The following is a 14,735-nucleotide window of genomic DNA, read 5'->3' on the forward strand; positions in this document are numbered from 1 at the left end:
TGCAAGAGGAAAGGTGTGTGAAGAATCTCAGTGGGTTAATTATTCTTTTGGTGTTGTTGACGTTCACTTTCGCCAAAAATGGATGGGCCGAAAATAACTATACGGCAGACCAGCCGCAACCTAACTTGCAAGATGATCATGCGGTAAAGGTGATTGAAGGTTTGGAAGAGCCCATGTATTCGGCGTTTATTGAGCGTTACATACTGGATGAGCTGAAACAGTTGCGTATTGACATGGCTAATCAACGTGTCGAAATCGTGCGAGAAGTAGTGGATCGAGAAATGACGGTAGCTGATCGTTCGTTGGGTTATGCCACAAATACGGTCACCTATTTTTTCTATTTGATTCTGGGCGTGAGTACGGTTTTGGTGTGGGTGGGCTGGACGTCTATTCGAGATATTAAAGAACGTGTTCATAGTTTGGCCGAACAAAAAGTCACTAAGTTGGTCACTCAGTACGAAGCCCGTTTGCGAGCGATGGAACATTTGATTGAAGATAAAACCCAAAGCATTGACTCAAACAAAGAGCAGATTGAACGCACGCAAGAGTTGCATGCGCTTTGGTTGCGAGCCGAACAAGAACATTCACCAGCCAATAAGGTAAAAATTTACGATCAAATTTTGGTTATTGATCCGAGTAGTGTTGAGGCTTACACCTATAAGGCTGATGCGGTGCTGGAAATGGATGAGCCGCGTTGGGCAATCAATTTGTGTCATCAAGCTTTGCAATTAGACCCGGAAAACGCGTTTGCGTTTTTCCAGCTGGGTTGTGCTTATGCTCAGTTAGAGCAGTATGAAGAGGCGGTTCGGTTTTTAACTCAAACCTTAAGTTATTCTGAAACTTATCGTGAAGAAATTGAATCAGACCCGTTATTGGCTGGCTTGAGACAACAACCGATTTACCAAAATTTAAAAGCCGATAAGGTCTTGGATAAATCGGTTGTCTAGTCCGATCTTTTAATCGTTTTACGATTAAATTAAAACAATGGTTGCCAAGCCTAGAAAGACAAAAAAGCCTAAGGAATCGGTGACCGTTGTAATCATTAAGCCGGTAGCGAGGGCGGGATCAATATCCATACGCTTTAGGATTAAGGGAATTAAAACGCCAGCAATTGCAGCGGCGACTAGGTTAATTAGCATAGCCGCGCCAAAAATCAGGCTTAAATCAACTTGTTGCAAAATAAGGTAAGCGCCGATCGCGGTTAGTATCGCCCAAGTGATCCCGTTTAATAACCCCACCACGCCTTCTTTCATTAACAAGGCCCGACTGTTGCTCGACACCAGTTTACCCGTGGCTAACGCACGAATTGCTACGGTTGATGTCTGGGTGCCAGCGACCCCGCCCATGCTAGCAACCATCGGCATCATAATCGCTAAGGCGACGATTTGATCAAGCGTGGCTTCAAAGAAACTAATGACAAAAGCCGCAAATGAGGCGGTTATTAAATTGATCCCCAGCCAGAATGTGCGACGTTTGGCGGTACGTGGTGCGGGGGCGAAAATATCGTCTTCATCATCCAAACCGGCACTTTTCATTTGTGTGTATTCGGCTTCTTCACGGATAATATCCACCACATCATCAATTGTGATGCGACCTAGGATTTGGTTTTTATCATCCAGCACCGCGGCGGAGATTAAATCGTGTACCTCAAACATACGTGCGACTTCTTTGGTCGACAATAGCGCATTAACGGTGGGCTCAGTATCCTCAACCAATTCAGAAACTAGCGTATCGCCATCTTTAGTCAGAATATGATTGAGTTTTAGTGTCCCCATATAGTGACCATCCCGGTCACGCACAAACAGGTTCACCATCGATTTGGGCAGTTCGGCTTGCTTTCGTAAATAACGCAGTACCACGTCTAGGGTGATATCGGCACGAACCGCGATAAAATCGGTGCTCATGATTCCACCGGCACTGTCTTCTGGGAAGCTTAGCGCCATTTCAACCGCGGTTCGATCTTCTTCGGTTAGCGCATCAAGGAAGGTTTGTTTTTCTTCATCTGGTAAAGATTGGGCAATAACCGCAATATCATCGGTTTCAAGGTCTTCAGCAATCTCAACAATCTGTTCAGTTTCGAGTTGATCAAGTAGGGCGGAGCGCACTTCATCATTAGTGTGTCCGAGAATATCGCCCTGTTTGTCTGAGTCAACAAATTGCCAAATAATATTACGTAATTTCGGCGGGGTGGCTTCGAGGACATCGGCGATCTCTTCGGCCGCCATCGTCTCTAAAAAGTAACGAATACTGGCTTCGTCTTCTTGTTTGGAGGCGTCGATTAATTGATCAGTGAGTTTAATGTCATCGTATTCAGTCATGCGGGTTCCTCGTGCTGGTGAGCTTATTATAAAGGTCATGCGCGAGAGTTGCTTATGAAAATAGGCGCTTGGTAAGAAAAGGCGTTTCAGGAGAGGGGGATAATAATCTGTTTTATAAAGCGTTAAACAAAAAAGAGCGCATTAGCGCTCTTTTGGCGGAAGAATCGATTATTCTTCGTCGGTTAACATGTTTTTAACACCACCGGATTTTTGGTGGTGGTCGCCAATTTTTTCTTTGTGTTTAATAATTTGACGATCTAACTTGTCAACTAAGCCATCAATTGAAGCGTACATATCTTGGGTTTCATTTTGTGCAAATAAATCTTGACCAGAAACATGTACTGTCGCTTCGGCTTTTTGCCCTTGTTTTTCAACGGTTAAAATCACATGAACGTTAGTCACGTGGTCAAAATGACGCTCTAGTTTGGTTAGTTTTTCCTGTACGTAATCGCGTAGTGCGTCTGTTAGTTCAACGTGATGGCCTGTAATGTTAATTTGCATTCCCGACTCCTTTTTATTATGTGTGGAAATTTGTCAAAACATGAGTTTAAAGCTTGATTTCAGTATAGCACATTCGATTTAAATGCAACTTTAGTGTTGTGTGGATTTGCACTCGCTGTTTTGCATGAGCGATTCGAGTGAATAAGATTAGGCACGGAAATTTTCGCCCAAATAAACGCGGCGTACATCTGGATGGTTCAATACCGCTTGGGGTTCACCTTGTGCCAGAATGGTGCCGGCATGAAGAATATAGGCTTGATCACACACACCTAGCGTTTCTCGAACATTGTGATCGGTAATTAAGACTCCGATTTGTTTGTCTTTTAAATGCTGGATGATGTTTTGAATTTCTTTGACTGAGATTGGGTCAACCCCAGCAAAAGGCTCATCTAATAGGATGAATTTGGGTTCCATCGCCAGTGCACGTGCAATTTCTACACGTCGGCGTTCGCCACCAGATAAGGCTTGCCCCGGTTGATTTATGATATGGCTAATTTGCAGATCTTCGAGAAGGTCTTGGAGTTTTTCCTCACGTTGATGCACATCTAGTTCAGGACGCATTTCCAAGATGGCCAAAATGTTATCTTTGACACTTAGCTTGCGAAAGATCGAGGCTTCTTGCGGCAAATAACCAATCCCAAGTTTGGCTCGCTGATCAATGGTAAGAGCGCTGATATCGCGTTCATCTAAAAAGATTTGACCGTGATCGTGCTGAACCAAACCTGTCATCATGTAAAAGGTGGTGGTTTTACCAGCGCCATTGGGGCCAAGCAACCCAACCACTTGACCACTGTACACATCAATATCAACCGAGGTGACGACCTTATACTTTTTGTAGCTTTTGGCGAGTCCACGTGCGAAAAAGTGTGCCATTAATTTTGGTCCTTTGTGGGTTCGGCATTAGGCGTGATCGTCATTTTAATGCGTCCAGATTCATTGTCAGTTTGGCCCGCGTTTAAGGTTTGTGCTTGCATATCGTAAATTAGTTTTGGGCCTTCAATTTTATGAGTGCCTTCTTGTTCTAAGTAGGCTTGACCAATAAGCTCAATTTGTCGAGTTTCGGTTAAGTAGATAATAGTATCGGCTTTACCATTAATCCAAGCATTTTGCTCGCTTAAAAAACGTTTAAAGGTGGCGGGTTTGCCTGTTGTGGTGATTTTTTGGACCTGTCGATCCGGGTGTTGGATTTCAAGCTGATCACCGGTCAAAGTTAAGCTGCCTTGGGTCGCAATAACCTGGCCGCTATAGACTGTTAACCCTTGTTGATCTTGTGCATCTAGTGAGTTGGCTTCAATATCTATAGGTAGCTTGGTTTCATCATCAACTGTGGTTTGGGACCAGGCACTGAATGACAAGCCAATCAAAAAAGTAAAAGTAACTGAGCGCATTGCATTGTTAAGGAACATAGCGTGTTTTAACCTCAGAAAGCAGTTGGGTGTGGTTGGCTTTTAAATCGGCAATCAAGCCAATGCCGGTGGTGATTTGATTTTGACTTTCAATTGTAACCAAGATCGGGCTTTTAAGTTGTTCATCTGTTTGATTGTAAGTTAAATGCTCGGTGAGTAAACGTTGGTTGAGGTTTGTGTCATCCGAGTAGCGCTTAACGATCACCTTGTCTTTAAACTCAAATTGAGTTTGGTTAAGGATTTCTAAAGACTTACTGTCAAGGCTTATAAGTTGCGTGGGTTCTTGCAGAATTAAATGTGGGTTGTTGATCAATATGCGTTCATTTTGTTTACGCATAAACGGTGTTTGCAAAAATTGTTGTTGTGTTGGCTGTGTGCGGTTGATTAGCCAGCTTTGCGATTGGCTGATTTGCCAATCGTCTTGATCAATGTCACTCACTTGAGATTCATTTTGGTTGCGCTCTTGATTATTGAGCAGAACAATTAAAGCCAGAAACCCAAGTATTAGGCTGAAAATAAACGCGCGTTTCTTAAGCATAGAACTTATCTTAAATAAAAGTCTAGCTGAGTTTGCCAGGTATCTTGCGCTTGCATTATTAACTCACAAAGCTCGCGTACCGCACCACGTCCACCATCAAAATTGCTGACAAAGTCAACGCGTTTGATGACTTCAGGGTCGCTGTCTTTTGGGCAGCTGGCTAATCCTACCCGGGTTAAAATTGGCAAATCTAAAATGTCATCGCCCATGTAAGCAACCTGATCTAATTCAATATTAATCGAGCCGAGTAGCGCTTCAAAAGTTGGTAACTTGTCAGGCACGCCTTGATATAGGTGTTTGACTTTAAGGTCTTGCATGCGTTTTTCGACAAGTTTAGAAGTGCGGCCAGTAATAATACCTATGTCAATACCAGTTTTTTGAATTAAAACCATGGCGTGGCCATCTCGAGTATAAAAGGCTTTATATTCTTGACCGTCGTCACCGTAAATTAAACGGTTGTCGGTCAAAACTCCGTCTACATCGAGTAAAAGTAGTTTTATTTTTTTTGCTTTGCTTTGTAAAGAATCCATATTGATCGGCTTTGTGGGTTAAGAAACAGTGTTGAAGTATAACAAAGTTAAGTAGCCAACAAATAACGCAAGCAGTAAAAAGCCCTCAATTCGAGAAATGACAGCATTGCCTTTTCGGGGGAGTGCGACTAATAGCATGGCAACGGTAAACGCTAACATAATCGGATAATCACGCTGAAGTACAGCCGTATCAATTAAAGAAGGTGCCAGAATGGCGGGTACAGCTAATACCGCCAAAAGGTTAAATAAATTTGACCCCAGGATGTTGCCTATCATCATATCTACTTCATTTTTCAGAGCCGCGGTAATAGCGGCGGCCAGTTCGGGCAAGCTGGTTCCAATTGCGATAATCGTTAAGCCTATAATTAAATCAGGAACTTGAAAAAACTCGGCAATTTCGACTGCGCCCCATACCATCATGCGTGCCGCAATCATCAGTAATATCAGCCCACCGAACAGAAATACAAAAGATTTGACTTTACTGAGCTTGGGTAACTCAGATAGTTCACGATTGACGTCTTCAGCAAGCGCATCTCCTGTGGCAATATTTTTGTTAGTTTTTATCATCCAGATAAGGATGCCGACTAGGGTGGTGAGTAGAATGACACCGTCCCATACGCCAAGTTTGTGGTCGAGTAATAGCGCAATACCAAGCGCGGTGACGACTAATAAAACAGGAAGCTCACGCTTTAAAACGGAGGATTTGACGATGATCGGTGCAAGCAGGGCGGTGACGCCTAATACCAAACCGATATTCGTAATGTTCGAGCCGACTGCGTTACCAATTGCCAGGCCTGGGTTGCCTTCTAGCGAGGCCATGACCGCGACGATCATTTCAGGGCTTGAGGTACCAAAACCAATAATAACCACGCCGATAATTAAGGGGGAAACGTTATAGCGTAAAGCTGTGCTGGCCGCCCCTTCTATAAATACATCGGAACTCCAAACTAGCAGGGCTAAACCGATAATTAGGAGGACACTAGGCAAGATTAATGTTGTCGACATGGCGGGTTACTCGCTATAGACTAGGTTTCAAAATTTGTTCGACATTATACAATTTTGTCGGTTAGGATAAAAAAAATTTATGATATCTCCATACTTTTTCGTTCAAATCGTTTTTTGAGCGTAATTTGTTAAATCGTTTGTTTTTATGAGGTGGTGAGAAACCAGGTTATGCTTAAAAATATGTCGATAGGCGTAGATGATTGGCAGCGCCCAGAATTGCTTAAGAACTATTATCCAGATGGGTTACCAGCCGAGTGGCGGTTTGATTATTATTTAAATGAATACCGTAGCGTGTTGGTTGCACAGTCCGAATGGCAGGCCTGGTGCGAGCTTGACTTGGACGAATTACAGGAAGCGCGTCGAGTTGAAAGTGCCTTGTATTTGCGAATTGATGATTGTGCTCTTATTTCAGAGCCTCAGTTGGTTGGTTTGTTGGATGTTTTGGGCGATTGGGTGGCGGGTTTTGTGGTGTTTGATGCGAACTGGTCATCGGATAATCGTTATTATCAGGGGCGCCCAGTTACATGGGTTACGGACCACCAGAGCTGGTCGGGTTGGCACTGGTCGTATGCGGGTAAAATTTTATGTGGTGAGCCGTGCGGTTGGGTGGGTGATTTAGATGCTGACCCTAAGTTGAGAGCGCAAATGCTGCGTAGCTTTGCCGCGAGTATGGCGGATAAAAAACCAAGTGTGCCCTTTTTTGTTGGCGGCGAATCCATTAAGATGGACGATTTACAGCAACTTAAGACCCTGGCCGAATTGCTGGGTTATTAACGGAATTTGAGTCTGGATTCAAACTATTATGCAAAGTCGGCCATTGATTGAAATCGAAAATTTAAGCTTTTATCGAGGTGATCGAAAAATTTTCGATAATCTGAGTCTGCAAATTCCTCGCGGCCAAATTACTGCCATCATGGGGCCAAGCGGGACAGGTAAAACCACCTTGCTAAAATTGATAGTAGGTCAGTTAAAACCACATTCAGGGCGAATTTTAATTGATGGTCAAGATGTTAATCAATTAAGTCGTAATGCGTTGTATAAGCTTCGTCAGCAAATGGGAATGTTGTTTCAAACGGGTGCGTTATTGACCGATTTGAACGTATTTGAAAATGTGGCCTTTCCTTTGCGTGAACATTTTAAACTGCCCGAACCATTGATTACTAATTTAGTGCGTATGAAACTCGAAGCTATAGGTTTGCGGGGTGCTCAGGCCTTGATGCCATCGGAGTTGTCGGGTGGTATGGCTCGTCGAGTCGCGTTAGCGCGTGCGTTTGTGTTGGATCCGCAGTTGTTATTTTATGATGAGCCTTTTGTTGGTCAAGATCCCATTACGATGGGTGTGTTGGTGTCTTTGATTCAGAAGTTGAATGCCAGTTTAAATTTAACCAGTGTCATTGTGTCGCATGATGTTAATGAGGTCTTGTCGATAGCCGAATTCGCTTGTGTCCTATCAGAAGGACGTATTGTGGCGCAAGGAACACCGCAAGATTTGCAGCAGTCCGATTCAGATTATGTTCAGCAATTTTTACAAGGTTTGCCGGACGGTCCGGTGCCAATGCATTATCCGGTTGAACCTTGGAGTGTAAGTTAATGTGGGCTTGGACCTTGTCATCAATGACTCAAACAACGGCCTGGTTGGGTCGTATCGCGTTAAATTTTCTCCAAAGTTTAGGTAAACGCGCATTTTTTGTTTGGGCGGTTATCCCTGCGTTGCCTTATAGTGCGTGGCGTATTCGACTGCTCATGAAACAGGTCTACTTTGCTGGTGTGTTGTCGTTACCGATTATTCTGACAGCCGGCTTGTTTGTCGGAATGGTGTTGGGTTTGCAAGGGCATCACATTTTAACAACCTATAATTCAGAAGAAGCGGTTGGCACGATGACCGCCTTATCCTTAATTCGTGAGTTAGGACCTGTAGTGGCCGCACTCTTGTTTGCTGGGCGAGCTGGTTCAGCCTTAACCGCTGAGGTCGGTTTGATGAAGTCAACCGAACAGCTTTCAGCACTCGAAATGATGGCGGTGGATCCGATGAAGTTTGTGATCGCGCCTCGCATTTTGGCCAGTATCATAGCTTTGCCAATGCTTGCGATGATTTTTATCGCGACAGGGGTGTTGGGTGGATATGTGGTTGCGGTGGGTTGGTTAGGTGTGGATGATGGTGCTTTTTGGGCGCAGATGTCCGAGCAGGTTGATTGGCAAGCTGATGTGATTAATGGCCTGATAAAAGCAATCGTTTTTGGGATTTTAATAGCCATTATTTCGCTCTATGAAGGTTATGAATCGGTACCGACATCGGAGGGCGTGAGTCGCGCAACGACCCGCTCGGTGGTACATGCTTCGCTTGTGGTATTGGGTGTGGATTTTATTTTGACATCGTTGATGTTTACATAGGAAAGGGTTATGACTCGTCAAGTTAAAGCAGAAATTGGAGTGGGGTTATTGGTGTTGTTAACACTGGTATCTATGGTATTTATTGCCTTAAAAGTGAGTAACTTTAATGCGATGCAAGACCGTCCGAGTTATCAGCTTGAAGCCTTGTTTAGTAATGTAGGCGGCTTGACGGTACGTGCGCCAGTTAAAGTTAGCGGCGTGACGATTGGTCGAGTGGCTGAAATCAGCATTGATCCAATTAGCTATCGCGCTAAGGTTTTGATGGATATTTATAATGATTATGACGACTTGCCGATGGATTCGTCGGCTTCAATTTTAACCTCTGGCTTGCTTGGGAGTCAGTATGTTGGGATTGAAATAGGGGGTGATGAACAAGTGCTGGCTGATGGTGGACGTTTTGATTACACACAATCGGCGTTAGTGCTTGAGAACTTAATTGGTCGACTCATGGTGAGTTTAACGGAAGGTGGTGATAAATGAGGCTGTGGAAAACGCAAATAATAACGGCATTATTAGGCTTGTCTTTAGGCGCAGGCTTAGTGTTCGCTGAACCCATTAAGCTTAATCAGCAAGATCCGCAGGAAATGGTGGTGGGCTTGTCAACATCAGTATTGGATGAAATTAAGGCGCGCGCAGATGAATTGACTGATAACCCCAGTGCTATTCGCCAGTTTGCCGATCAAAATATTTTACCTTATGTTGATACGGCACGTATGGCGCGATATGTGGTCGGGCGCTATTGGCGTACTGCAAACCAACAACAACAACAAGATTTTGTTGAACAATTTACCTTAACGCTGATGCGTTCTTACTCACAAAGTATTTTAAAACTGAATGTGCGATCTATTGATGTAGCGCAACCTTTACCAGATGGTGAGAATCGCGTGATTGTTACCACCAAAGTTACCCAAGATGATGGCTCAACGGCCGAAGTAACCTATCGTATTTTCAAGGAAGCCAGTAGTGGAAAATGGCTGATTTATGATGTTGTTGTAGAGAATATTAGTTTGTTGGTGAATTTTCGTCAGTCTTATGCGACGGATATTGAGCGTCGTGGTTTTGATGAGGTGATTTTGGCGATGAAAGAACGGAATAAATCTTTTAATGAAGTTGATTAGCCAACAATCAGGCGGCCGTTTAACCTTTAATACGCCTTTAATGCTGCCTAACTTAACGCAAGTTTGGAGTGAGTTAGAGTCAATTAATATGGCGGATTTGGTGACACTGGATTTAGCTAAGGTATCGCAAATTGATAGCGCTGGCATTGCATTGTTGTTGGATTTACAGCAACGTTGTTCAGCTCGTTTAGCTCTGATTCATCCACCGGCTTCGCTTCATATCTTACTAAGTTTATATAACCTAACCGAAATCTTACCCATTAGCGAGGAGACAGCATGAGTGCAGCGGTAAAATTTGACCAGGTTTCAAAACAGTTTGGCGATTTGCAAGCCCTTAATAATGTTAGCTTTGAGGTCGAAGAGGGCAGTTTTTTTGGTTTACTCGGTCCAAATGGCGCGGGTAAGTCGACCCTGATTAATGCGATGTCGAGTTTAGTCACGCCCAGTTCGGGTCGAATTTCAGTCATGGGGCATGATGTGATTCAGGACTATCGCCAAGCTCGCCGCGCTTTGGGCTTGGTGCCACAAGAGTTGATTTCAGATCCATTCTTTTCCATTCGTGAACTTTTACGTGTGCAATCGGGTTACTTTGGTTTGCGTGGCAAGGCTCAGTGGGCTTGGGTTGACGAATTGTTAGAGCGCTTGGCTTTGAGTGAAAAAGCTAATGCTGAAACCCAGCAGCTGTCGGGCGGTATGAAGCGTCGAGTTTTAATTGCGATGGCGTTGGTTCATAAGCCACAAGTACTGGTGCTTGACGAGCCGACGGCTGGGGTGGATGTTGATCTGCGCCGCACCTTGTGGGAGTTTGCGCGAGAGCTACATTCGGCTGGACATACTATTATTTTAACGACGCATTATTTGGAAGAAGCTGAAGCCTTGTGTGATAGGGTCGCGATTATGCAGAAGGGGGAGGTTAAAGCGCTAGAAAAAACCCAAGCTTTATTGGCTCGTCATCCTTATCGTTATTTGCGTATTACTTTACCAGAAGAGCATAATCCGAAAACCATTAACTTGACCAGTGAACTTCAGTTGCGCTTGGTAGAGCGTGAAGCCTCTGCTTGCTTGTTCCGTGTCGAAAAAAATATTTCGATGGACACTATTTTGGGTTGGTTGCATGAAAACGGATTGAATATTAAAGATTTGAGTACCCGTGATGCGTCACTTGAAGAAGTGTTTTTAGATTTAACGGAGGTGAAGCCATGAATTGGTACGGATGTTGGGCTTTCTTTGTAAAGGAAGTGCGTCGTTTTTATTCGGTGGTTGTGCAAACGGTTTTCGCTCCGGTGGTTTCAACGTTATTGTTTTTGTTAATTTTTGGTCAGGTTATCGAGGCGCGAATTGATGCGTTCTCTGGTCTAACTTACAGTCAATTCTTAATACCAGGCCTGGTAATGATGGCGATTTTACAAAATGCTTTTTCGAACTCGTCTTCAAGTATTATTCAGTCCAAGATGTACGGAAACTTAACCTTTGTCTTGGTGAGTCCTATTTCACCGCTTGAGCTCTATATTGCCTTTATAGCTGCGTCTGTTTTGCGTGGTTTAGCGGTTGGCCTGGGTGTGCTGGTGGTTGGCTGGATTTGGTTTGATCTGCAATGGTACTCGGTGAGCTGGGTGGTGTTATTTGCGGTGTTGAGTGCTGCTTTAATGGGAGGTATCGGGTTGATAGCTGGTATCTTGTCTGAAAAATATGATCATTTGGCAGCCTTTCAGAACTTTATTATTATTCCATTGACCTTTTTAAGCGGCGTGTTTTATTCCATTCACGCCTTGCCTGAGTTCTGGCAAACCATGTCACACTTTAATCCATTTTTCTATATGGTGGATGGCTTCCGTTATGGATTTTATGCCAGTTCAGATGTTTCGGTTTATTTAAGCCTAGCCGTAACTTTGGCCTTTTTGGTGGTGGTTACCGTGATAAATCTGATTTTATTGCTGAAAGGCGTTAAAATACGCCACTAAAAAATTGGGTATCAAATCTATGTCTCCTGAAAAAATTCAACAAATGATCCATGACGCTTTACCTGGTAGTCAGGTCAAAATGTCCGGTGCGGACTGTAATTTTAGTATCGAAGTCACCAGTGACGCGTTTGTGGGCTTGCCGCCGTTAAAACGTCACCGTCTGGTTAACGATATTTTTAAAGCACAGCTTGAAAATGGTGAGTTGCACGCACTTTCAATTAAAACCCACGCACCCGAGTAATGTTGAATGGATAAATTAGTCATACAAGGTCAGGCGGTATTAAATGGTGAGGTCGAAATTTCGGGTTCAAAGAATGCCGCATTACCGATTTTAATGGGTGCTTTGTTGGCCGAAACGCCAGTAACTTTATCTAATGTACCGCACTTGCGTGATGTGACCACGACTATTCAGCTGCTAGCGACGATGGGAACAGAAGTGATGATGGACGAGCGCATGAATATTACGCTGGATTCATCTCATATTCACACCAAAGAAGCGCCTTATGATTTGGTCAAAACTATGCGCGCATCTATTTTAGCTATGGGGCCTTTGTTGTCACGTTTTGGAGAAGCTAAAGTGGCCTTGCCGGGTGGGTGTGCGATTGGCTCGCGCCCGGTGAATATCCATATAGATGGCATGATGAAAATGGGTGCGGATATTCATATTGAAGACGGTTTTATCATTGCGAAAGCACCAGCGGGTTTAAAGGGCGCCGATATTGACATGCAGCCTGTGACGGTGACCGGTACTGAAAACTTAATCATGGCGGCGGTGTTGGCAAAAGGCACCACAGTTTTGCGTAACTCGGCTTGTGAGCCTGAAGTGGAAGATTTAGCTAACTTCCTAAATGCAATGGGTGCCAAAATTCAAGGTGCGGGAACACCGACGATTACAATTGAAGGTGTCTCAAGATTACAAGGCGTGCCTTATCGCGTGATTCCTGATCGTATTGAAGCAGGTACTTATTTAGCAGCGGCGGCGGTAACACAAGGTTGTGTCACTGTGACCCATGTTGAACCAAAACATTTGCGTTCGGTATTGGAGAAGTTTGAAGAAGCTGGTGCATTGATTACCGAGACCGAGTCAACTATTACATTGGATATGCGAGGGCGCGAGTTAAAAGCGGTTGATATTGTGACTCACCCTTATCCCAATTTTCCAACGGATATGCAAGCCCAGTTTTTGGTGATGAACTGTTTGGCGACGGGTGAAGCCAAGGTTAAAGAGACCATCTTTGAAAATCGTTACATGCATGTTGCTGAGCTTATTAAGATGGGCGCGGACATTGAATTAGACGGTAATGTGGCAAAAACCAAAGGGCAAGCTCAATTACACGGTGCGGAAGTGGTCGCAACTGATTTAAGAGCGTCAGCTTGTTTAATTATTGCCGCCCTCGTCGCTCAAGGCACAACCGTCGTAAATAAAATTTACCATATTGACCGTGGCTATGAGCGTATTGAAGAAAAATTCCACCGCTTGGGCGCGAATATTCAGCGTTTAAGTTCTTGAGGTTTAGATTATGAAACAGACATTAACCATTGCGCTGTCAAAAGGCCGCATCTTTAAAGATACCTTGCCTTTATTAAAAGCGGCGGGCATTGAGCCTTTAGATGACCCAGAAACCAGCCGCAAGTTGATTCTAGAAACCACTCAGCCAAATGTGCGTTTATTGGTTGTACGTACAACCGATGCGCCAACTTATGTTGCCTATGGCGCAGCGGATATTGGTGTAGCCGGTAAAGACGTGTTGATGGAGGCGCCTTCTGATAATTTGTATGAATTATTAGATTTGCAAATTGCTAAGTGCCGCCTGATGGTAGCAGGTCCGGTTGAAGACCGACCACATGGTCATCGTTTAAAGATTGCCACCAAATATGTGAATTCGGCGCGTGCATATTATGCCCAGCAGGGTCAGCAAGTCGATCTAATCAAACTCTATGGTTCGATGGAGTTAGCACCTTTAATTGGTTTGGCGGATCGTATTGTAGATTTAGTCGATACCGGTAACACTCTGAAAGCCAATCACCTTAAACCGCTTGAGCATATTGCCGATATCAGCTCGCGTTTAATTGTGAATCAACATGCTTATAAAACCAAATTTGCTCAGATTCAAGAAATCGTGGAACAGTTCAAAACTGTAATAGGAAAATAGTTATGTCAGACTCAGCCATTAATATTCGCCGTTTGGATGCCAATGCATCGGGTTTTAAACAAGAGTTAAATCGTTTACTAGATTGGGAAGGCGTGTCAGATGACCGCGTCAACAATGTAGTAAAAGAAGTATTGCATCGGGTGAAAACCGAAGGTGATAAAGCCTTGTTGGAATATACCGCTAAGTTTGATCGTTTGGATTTAAAAACCGGTGCCGAGCTAGAAATCTCGCAAGCACGTTTGCAGCAGGCTTTAACTAATATTCCTCAAGATCAGCGTGATGCTTTAGAGCTGGCAACTAAACGGGTTCGAATTTATCACGAGCGTCAAAAAACCGAGTCTTGGTCTTATACAGAAGCGGACGGCACCATGCTGGGTCAGCAAGTTACGTGTTTGGATCGCGTTGGTTTGTATGTGCCCGGTGGCAAAGCGGCTTATCCGTCTTCTGTGATAATGAATGCGGTTCCAGCCAAAGTCGCTGGAGTAGAAGAGTTGATTATGGTGGTACCGACGCCAGATGGTGAAGTCAACGAGATGGTGTTGGCTGCAGCAGCAATTTGTGGCGTAGACCGTGTGTTCTGTGTCGGTGGTGCTCAAGCGGTGGCTGCTTTGGCGTATGGCACTGAAACTATCCCAGCCGTAGACAAAATTGTCGGGCCTGGAAATATATATGTAGCTACAGCAAAACGTATGGTGTTTGGCACGGTCGGCATTGATATGATTGCGGGCCCGTCTGAAATTTTGGTCGTGTGTGATGGAGAGACTGATCCAGATTGGATTGCGGTTGACCTGTTTTCTCAGGCTGAGCATGATGA

20 protein-coding genes are annotated in these 14,735 nt (G+C 44.2%); 13 read left to right on the forward strand and 7 right to left on the reverse strand.

Annotation, left to right across the window (positions count from 1 at the left end; all coding sequences use genetic code 11):
- Nucleotides 1-17 precede the first annotated feature (17 nt).
- Nucleotides 18-947, forward strand: a complete 930-nt coding sequence (locus VIM91_RS06790) for a TPR end-of-group domain-containing protein (protein ID WP_331864062.1) — start codon at nt 18-20, stop codon at nt 945-947.
- A 24-nt stretch (nt 948-971) separates the two neighbouring features.
- Here VIM91_RS06790 and mgtE read toward each other — a convergent pair whose 3' ends face one another.
- From mgtE to VIM91_RS06825, 7 genes are all read right to left on the reverse strand, one after another.
- Nucleotides 972-2,318 (reverse strand): magnesium transporter, encoded by a 1,347-nt coding sequence (mgtE, locus tag VIM91_RS06795; RefSeq protein WP_331864063.1) that lies wholly within the window; start codon nt 2,316-2,318, stop codon nt 972-974.
- A gap of 168 nt (nt 2,319-2,486) precedes the next feature.
- The gene (hpf, locus tag VIM91_RS06800; protein WP_331864064.1) at nt 2,487-2,819 is read right to left on the reverse strand and encodes a ribosome hibernation-promoting factor, HPF/YfiA family; all 333 of its coding nucleotides are present in this window, start codon (nt 2,817-2,819) and stop codon (nt 2,487-2,489) included.
- A gap of 147 nt (nt 2,820-2,966) precedes the next feature.
- The gene (lptB, locus tag VIM91_RS06805) at nt 2,967-3,692 is read right to left on the reverse strand and encodes an LPS export ABC transporter ATP-binding protein (RefSeq protein WP_331864065.1); all 726 of its coding nucleotides are present in this window, start codon (nt 3,690-3,692) and stop codon (nt 2,967-2,969) included.
- The gene (lptA, locus tag VIM91_RS06810) at nt 3,692-4,225 is read right to left on the reverse strand and encodes a lipopolysaccharide transport periplasmic protein LptA (protein WP_331864066.1); all 534 of its coding nucleotides are present in this window, start codon (nt 4,223-4,225) and stop codon (nt 3,692-3,694) included. The genes lptB and lptA overlap by 1 nt, the downstream gene beginning before the upstream one ends.
- Nucleotides 4,215-4,763, reverse strand: coding sequence for an LPS export ABC transporter periplasmic protein LptC (gene lptC, locus VIM91_RS06815; protein WP_331864067.1), 549 nt, complete (start codon nt 4,761-4,763; stop codon nt 4,215-4,217). Before lptC ends, lptA begins: the two co-directional genes overlap by 11 nt.
- A 5-nt stretch (nt 4,764-4,768) precedes the next feature.
- Nucleotides 4,769-5,293 (reverse strand): KdsC family phosphatase, encoded by a 525-nt coding sequence (locus VIM91_RS06820; protein WP_331864068.1) that lies wholly within the window; start codon nt 5,291-5,293, stop codon nt 4,769-4,771.
- Nucleotides 5,294-5,311: 18 nt separating this feature from the next.
- Nucleotides 5,312-6,298 carry a calcium/sodium antiporter gene (locus VIM91_RS06825; protein WP_331864069.1) on the reverse strand — a complete coding sequence of 329 codons (987 nt, stop codon included), beginning with the start codon at nt 6,296-6,298 and terminating at the stop codon, nt 5,312-5,314.
- A gap of 168 nt (nt 6,299-6,466) precedes the next feature.
- Between VIM91_RS06825 and VIM91_RS06830 the strand changes: the two genes are divergently transcribed.
- The 12 genes from VIM91_RS06830 to hisD all read left to right on the forward strand — a co-directional run.
- The gene (locus VIM91_RS06830; RefSeq protein ID WP_331864070.1) at nt 6,467-7,072 is read left to right on the forward strand and encodes a hypothetical protein; all 606 of its coding nucleotides are present in this window, start codon (nt 6,467-6,469) and stop codon (nt 7,070-7,072) included.
- Nucleotides 7,073-7,100: 28 nt separating this feature from the next.
- Nucleotides 7,101-7,889: an ABC transporter ATP-binding protein gene (locus VIM91_RS06835; RefSeq protein WP_331864071.1), complete on the forward strand. Its 789-nt coding sequence runs from the start codon at nt 7,101-7,103 to the stop codon at nt 7,887-7,889.
- A complete protein-coding gene (gene mlaE / locus VIM91_RS06840; protein WP_331864072.1) occupies nt 7,889-8,689 on the forward strand; it encodes a lipid asymmetry maintenance ABC transporter permease subunit MlaE in 801 nt (266 codons plus the stop codon). The genes VIM91_RS06835 and mlaE overlap by 1 nt, the downstream gene beginning before the upstream one ends.
- A 9-nt stretch (nt 8,690-8,698) precedes the next feature.
- Entirely contained in the window at nt 8,699-9,169 is a 471-nt protein-coding gene (mlaD, locus tag VIM91_RS06845; protein WP_331864073.1) for an outer membrane lipid asymmetry maintenance protein MlaD, read from the forward strand.
- On the forward strand, nt 9,166-9,807 hold the full coding sequence (locus tag VIM91_RS06850) for an ABC transporter substrate-binding protein (protein WP_331864074.1): 642 nt from the start codon (nt 9,166-9,168) through the stop codon (nt 9,805-9,807). The genes mlaD and VIM91_RS06850 overlap by 4 nt, the downstream gene beginning before the upstream one ends.
- The gene (locus VIM91_RS06855) at nt 9,794-10,087 is read left to right on the forward strand and encodes an STAS domain-containing protein (protein ID WP_331864075.1); all 294 of its coding nucleotides are present in this window, start codon (nt 9,794-9,796) and stop codon (nt 10,085-10,087) included. Before VIM91_RS06850 ends, VIM91_RS06855 begins: the two co-directional genes overlap by 14 nt.
- Nucleotides 10,084-11,010 carry an ABC transporter ATP-binding protein gene (locus VIM91_RS06860; RefSeq protein ID WP_331864076.1) on the forward strand — a complete coding sequence of 309 codons (927 nt, stop codon included), beginning with the start codon at nt 10,084-10,086 and terminating at the stop codon, nt 11,008-11,010. Before VIM91_RS06855 ends, VIM91_RS06860 begins: the two co-directional genes overlap by 4 nt.
- Nucleotides 11,007-11,768 carry an ABC transporter permease gene (locus tag VIM91_RS06865; RefSeq protein ID WP_331864077.1) on the forward strand — a complete coding sequence of 254 codons (762 nt, stop codon included), beginning with the start codon at nt 11,007-11,009 and terminating at the stop codon, nt 11,766-11,768. Before VIM91_RS06860 ends, VIM91_RS06865 begins: the two co-directional genes overlap by 4 nt.
- 19 nt (nt 11,769-11,787) lie before the next feature.
- Nucleotides 11,788-12,009, forward strand: coding sequence for a BolA family protein (locus VIM91_RS06870; protein WP_331864078.1), 222 nt, complete (start codon nt 11,788-11,790; stop codon nt 12,007-12,009).
- 6 nt (nt 12,010-12,015) lie between these two features.
- A complete protein-coding gene (gene murA / locus VIM91_RS06875) occupies nt 12,016-13,278 on the forward strand; it encodes a UDP-N-acetylglucosamine 1-carboxyvinyltransferase (RefSeq protein WP_331864079.1) in 1,263 nt (420 codons plus the stop codon).
- Between the two features lie 10 nt (nt 13,279-13,288).
- Nucleotides 13,289-13,921, forward strand: coding sequence for an ATP phosphoribosyltransferase (hisG, locus tag VIM91_RS06880; protein WP_331864080.1), 633 nt, complete (start codon nt 13,289-13,291; stop codon nt 13,919-13,921).
- A 2-nt stretch (nt 13,922-13,923) separates the two neighbouring features.
- On the forward strand, nt 13,924-14,735 hold an 812-nt coding region (gene hisD, locus VIM91_RS06885), incomplete at its 3' end, for a histidinol dehydrogenase (RefSeq protein ID WP_331864081.1).

The sequence above is a fragment of the Thiomicrospira sp. genome (genome assembly GCF_036568485.1).
Classification (GTDB): Bacteria; Pseudomonadota; Gammaproteobacteria; order Thiomicrospirales; family Thiomicrospiraceae; genus Thiomicrospira.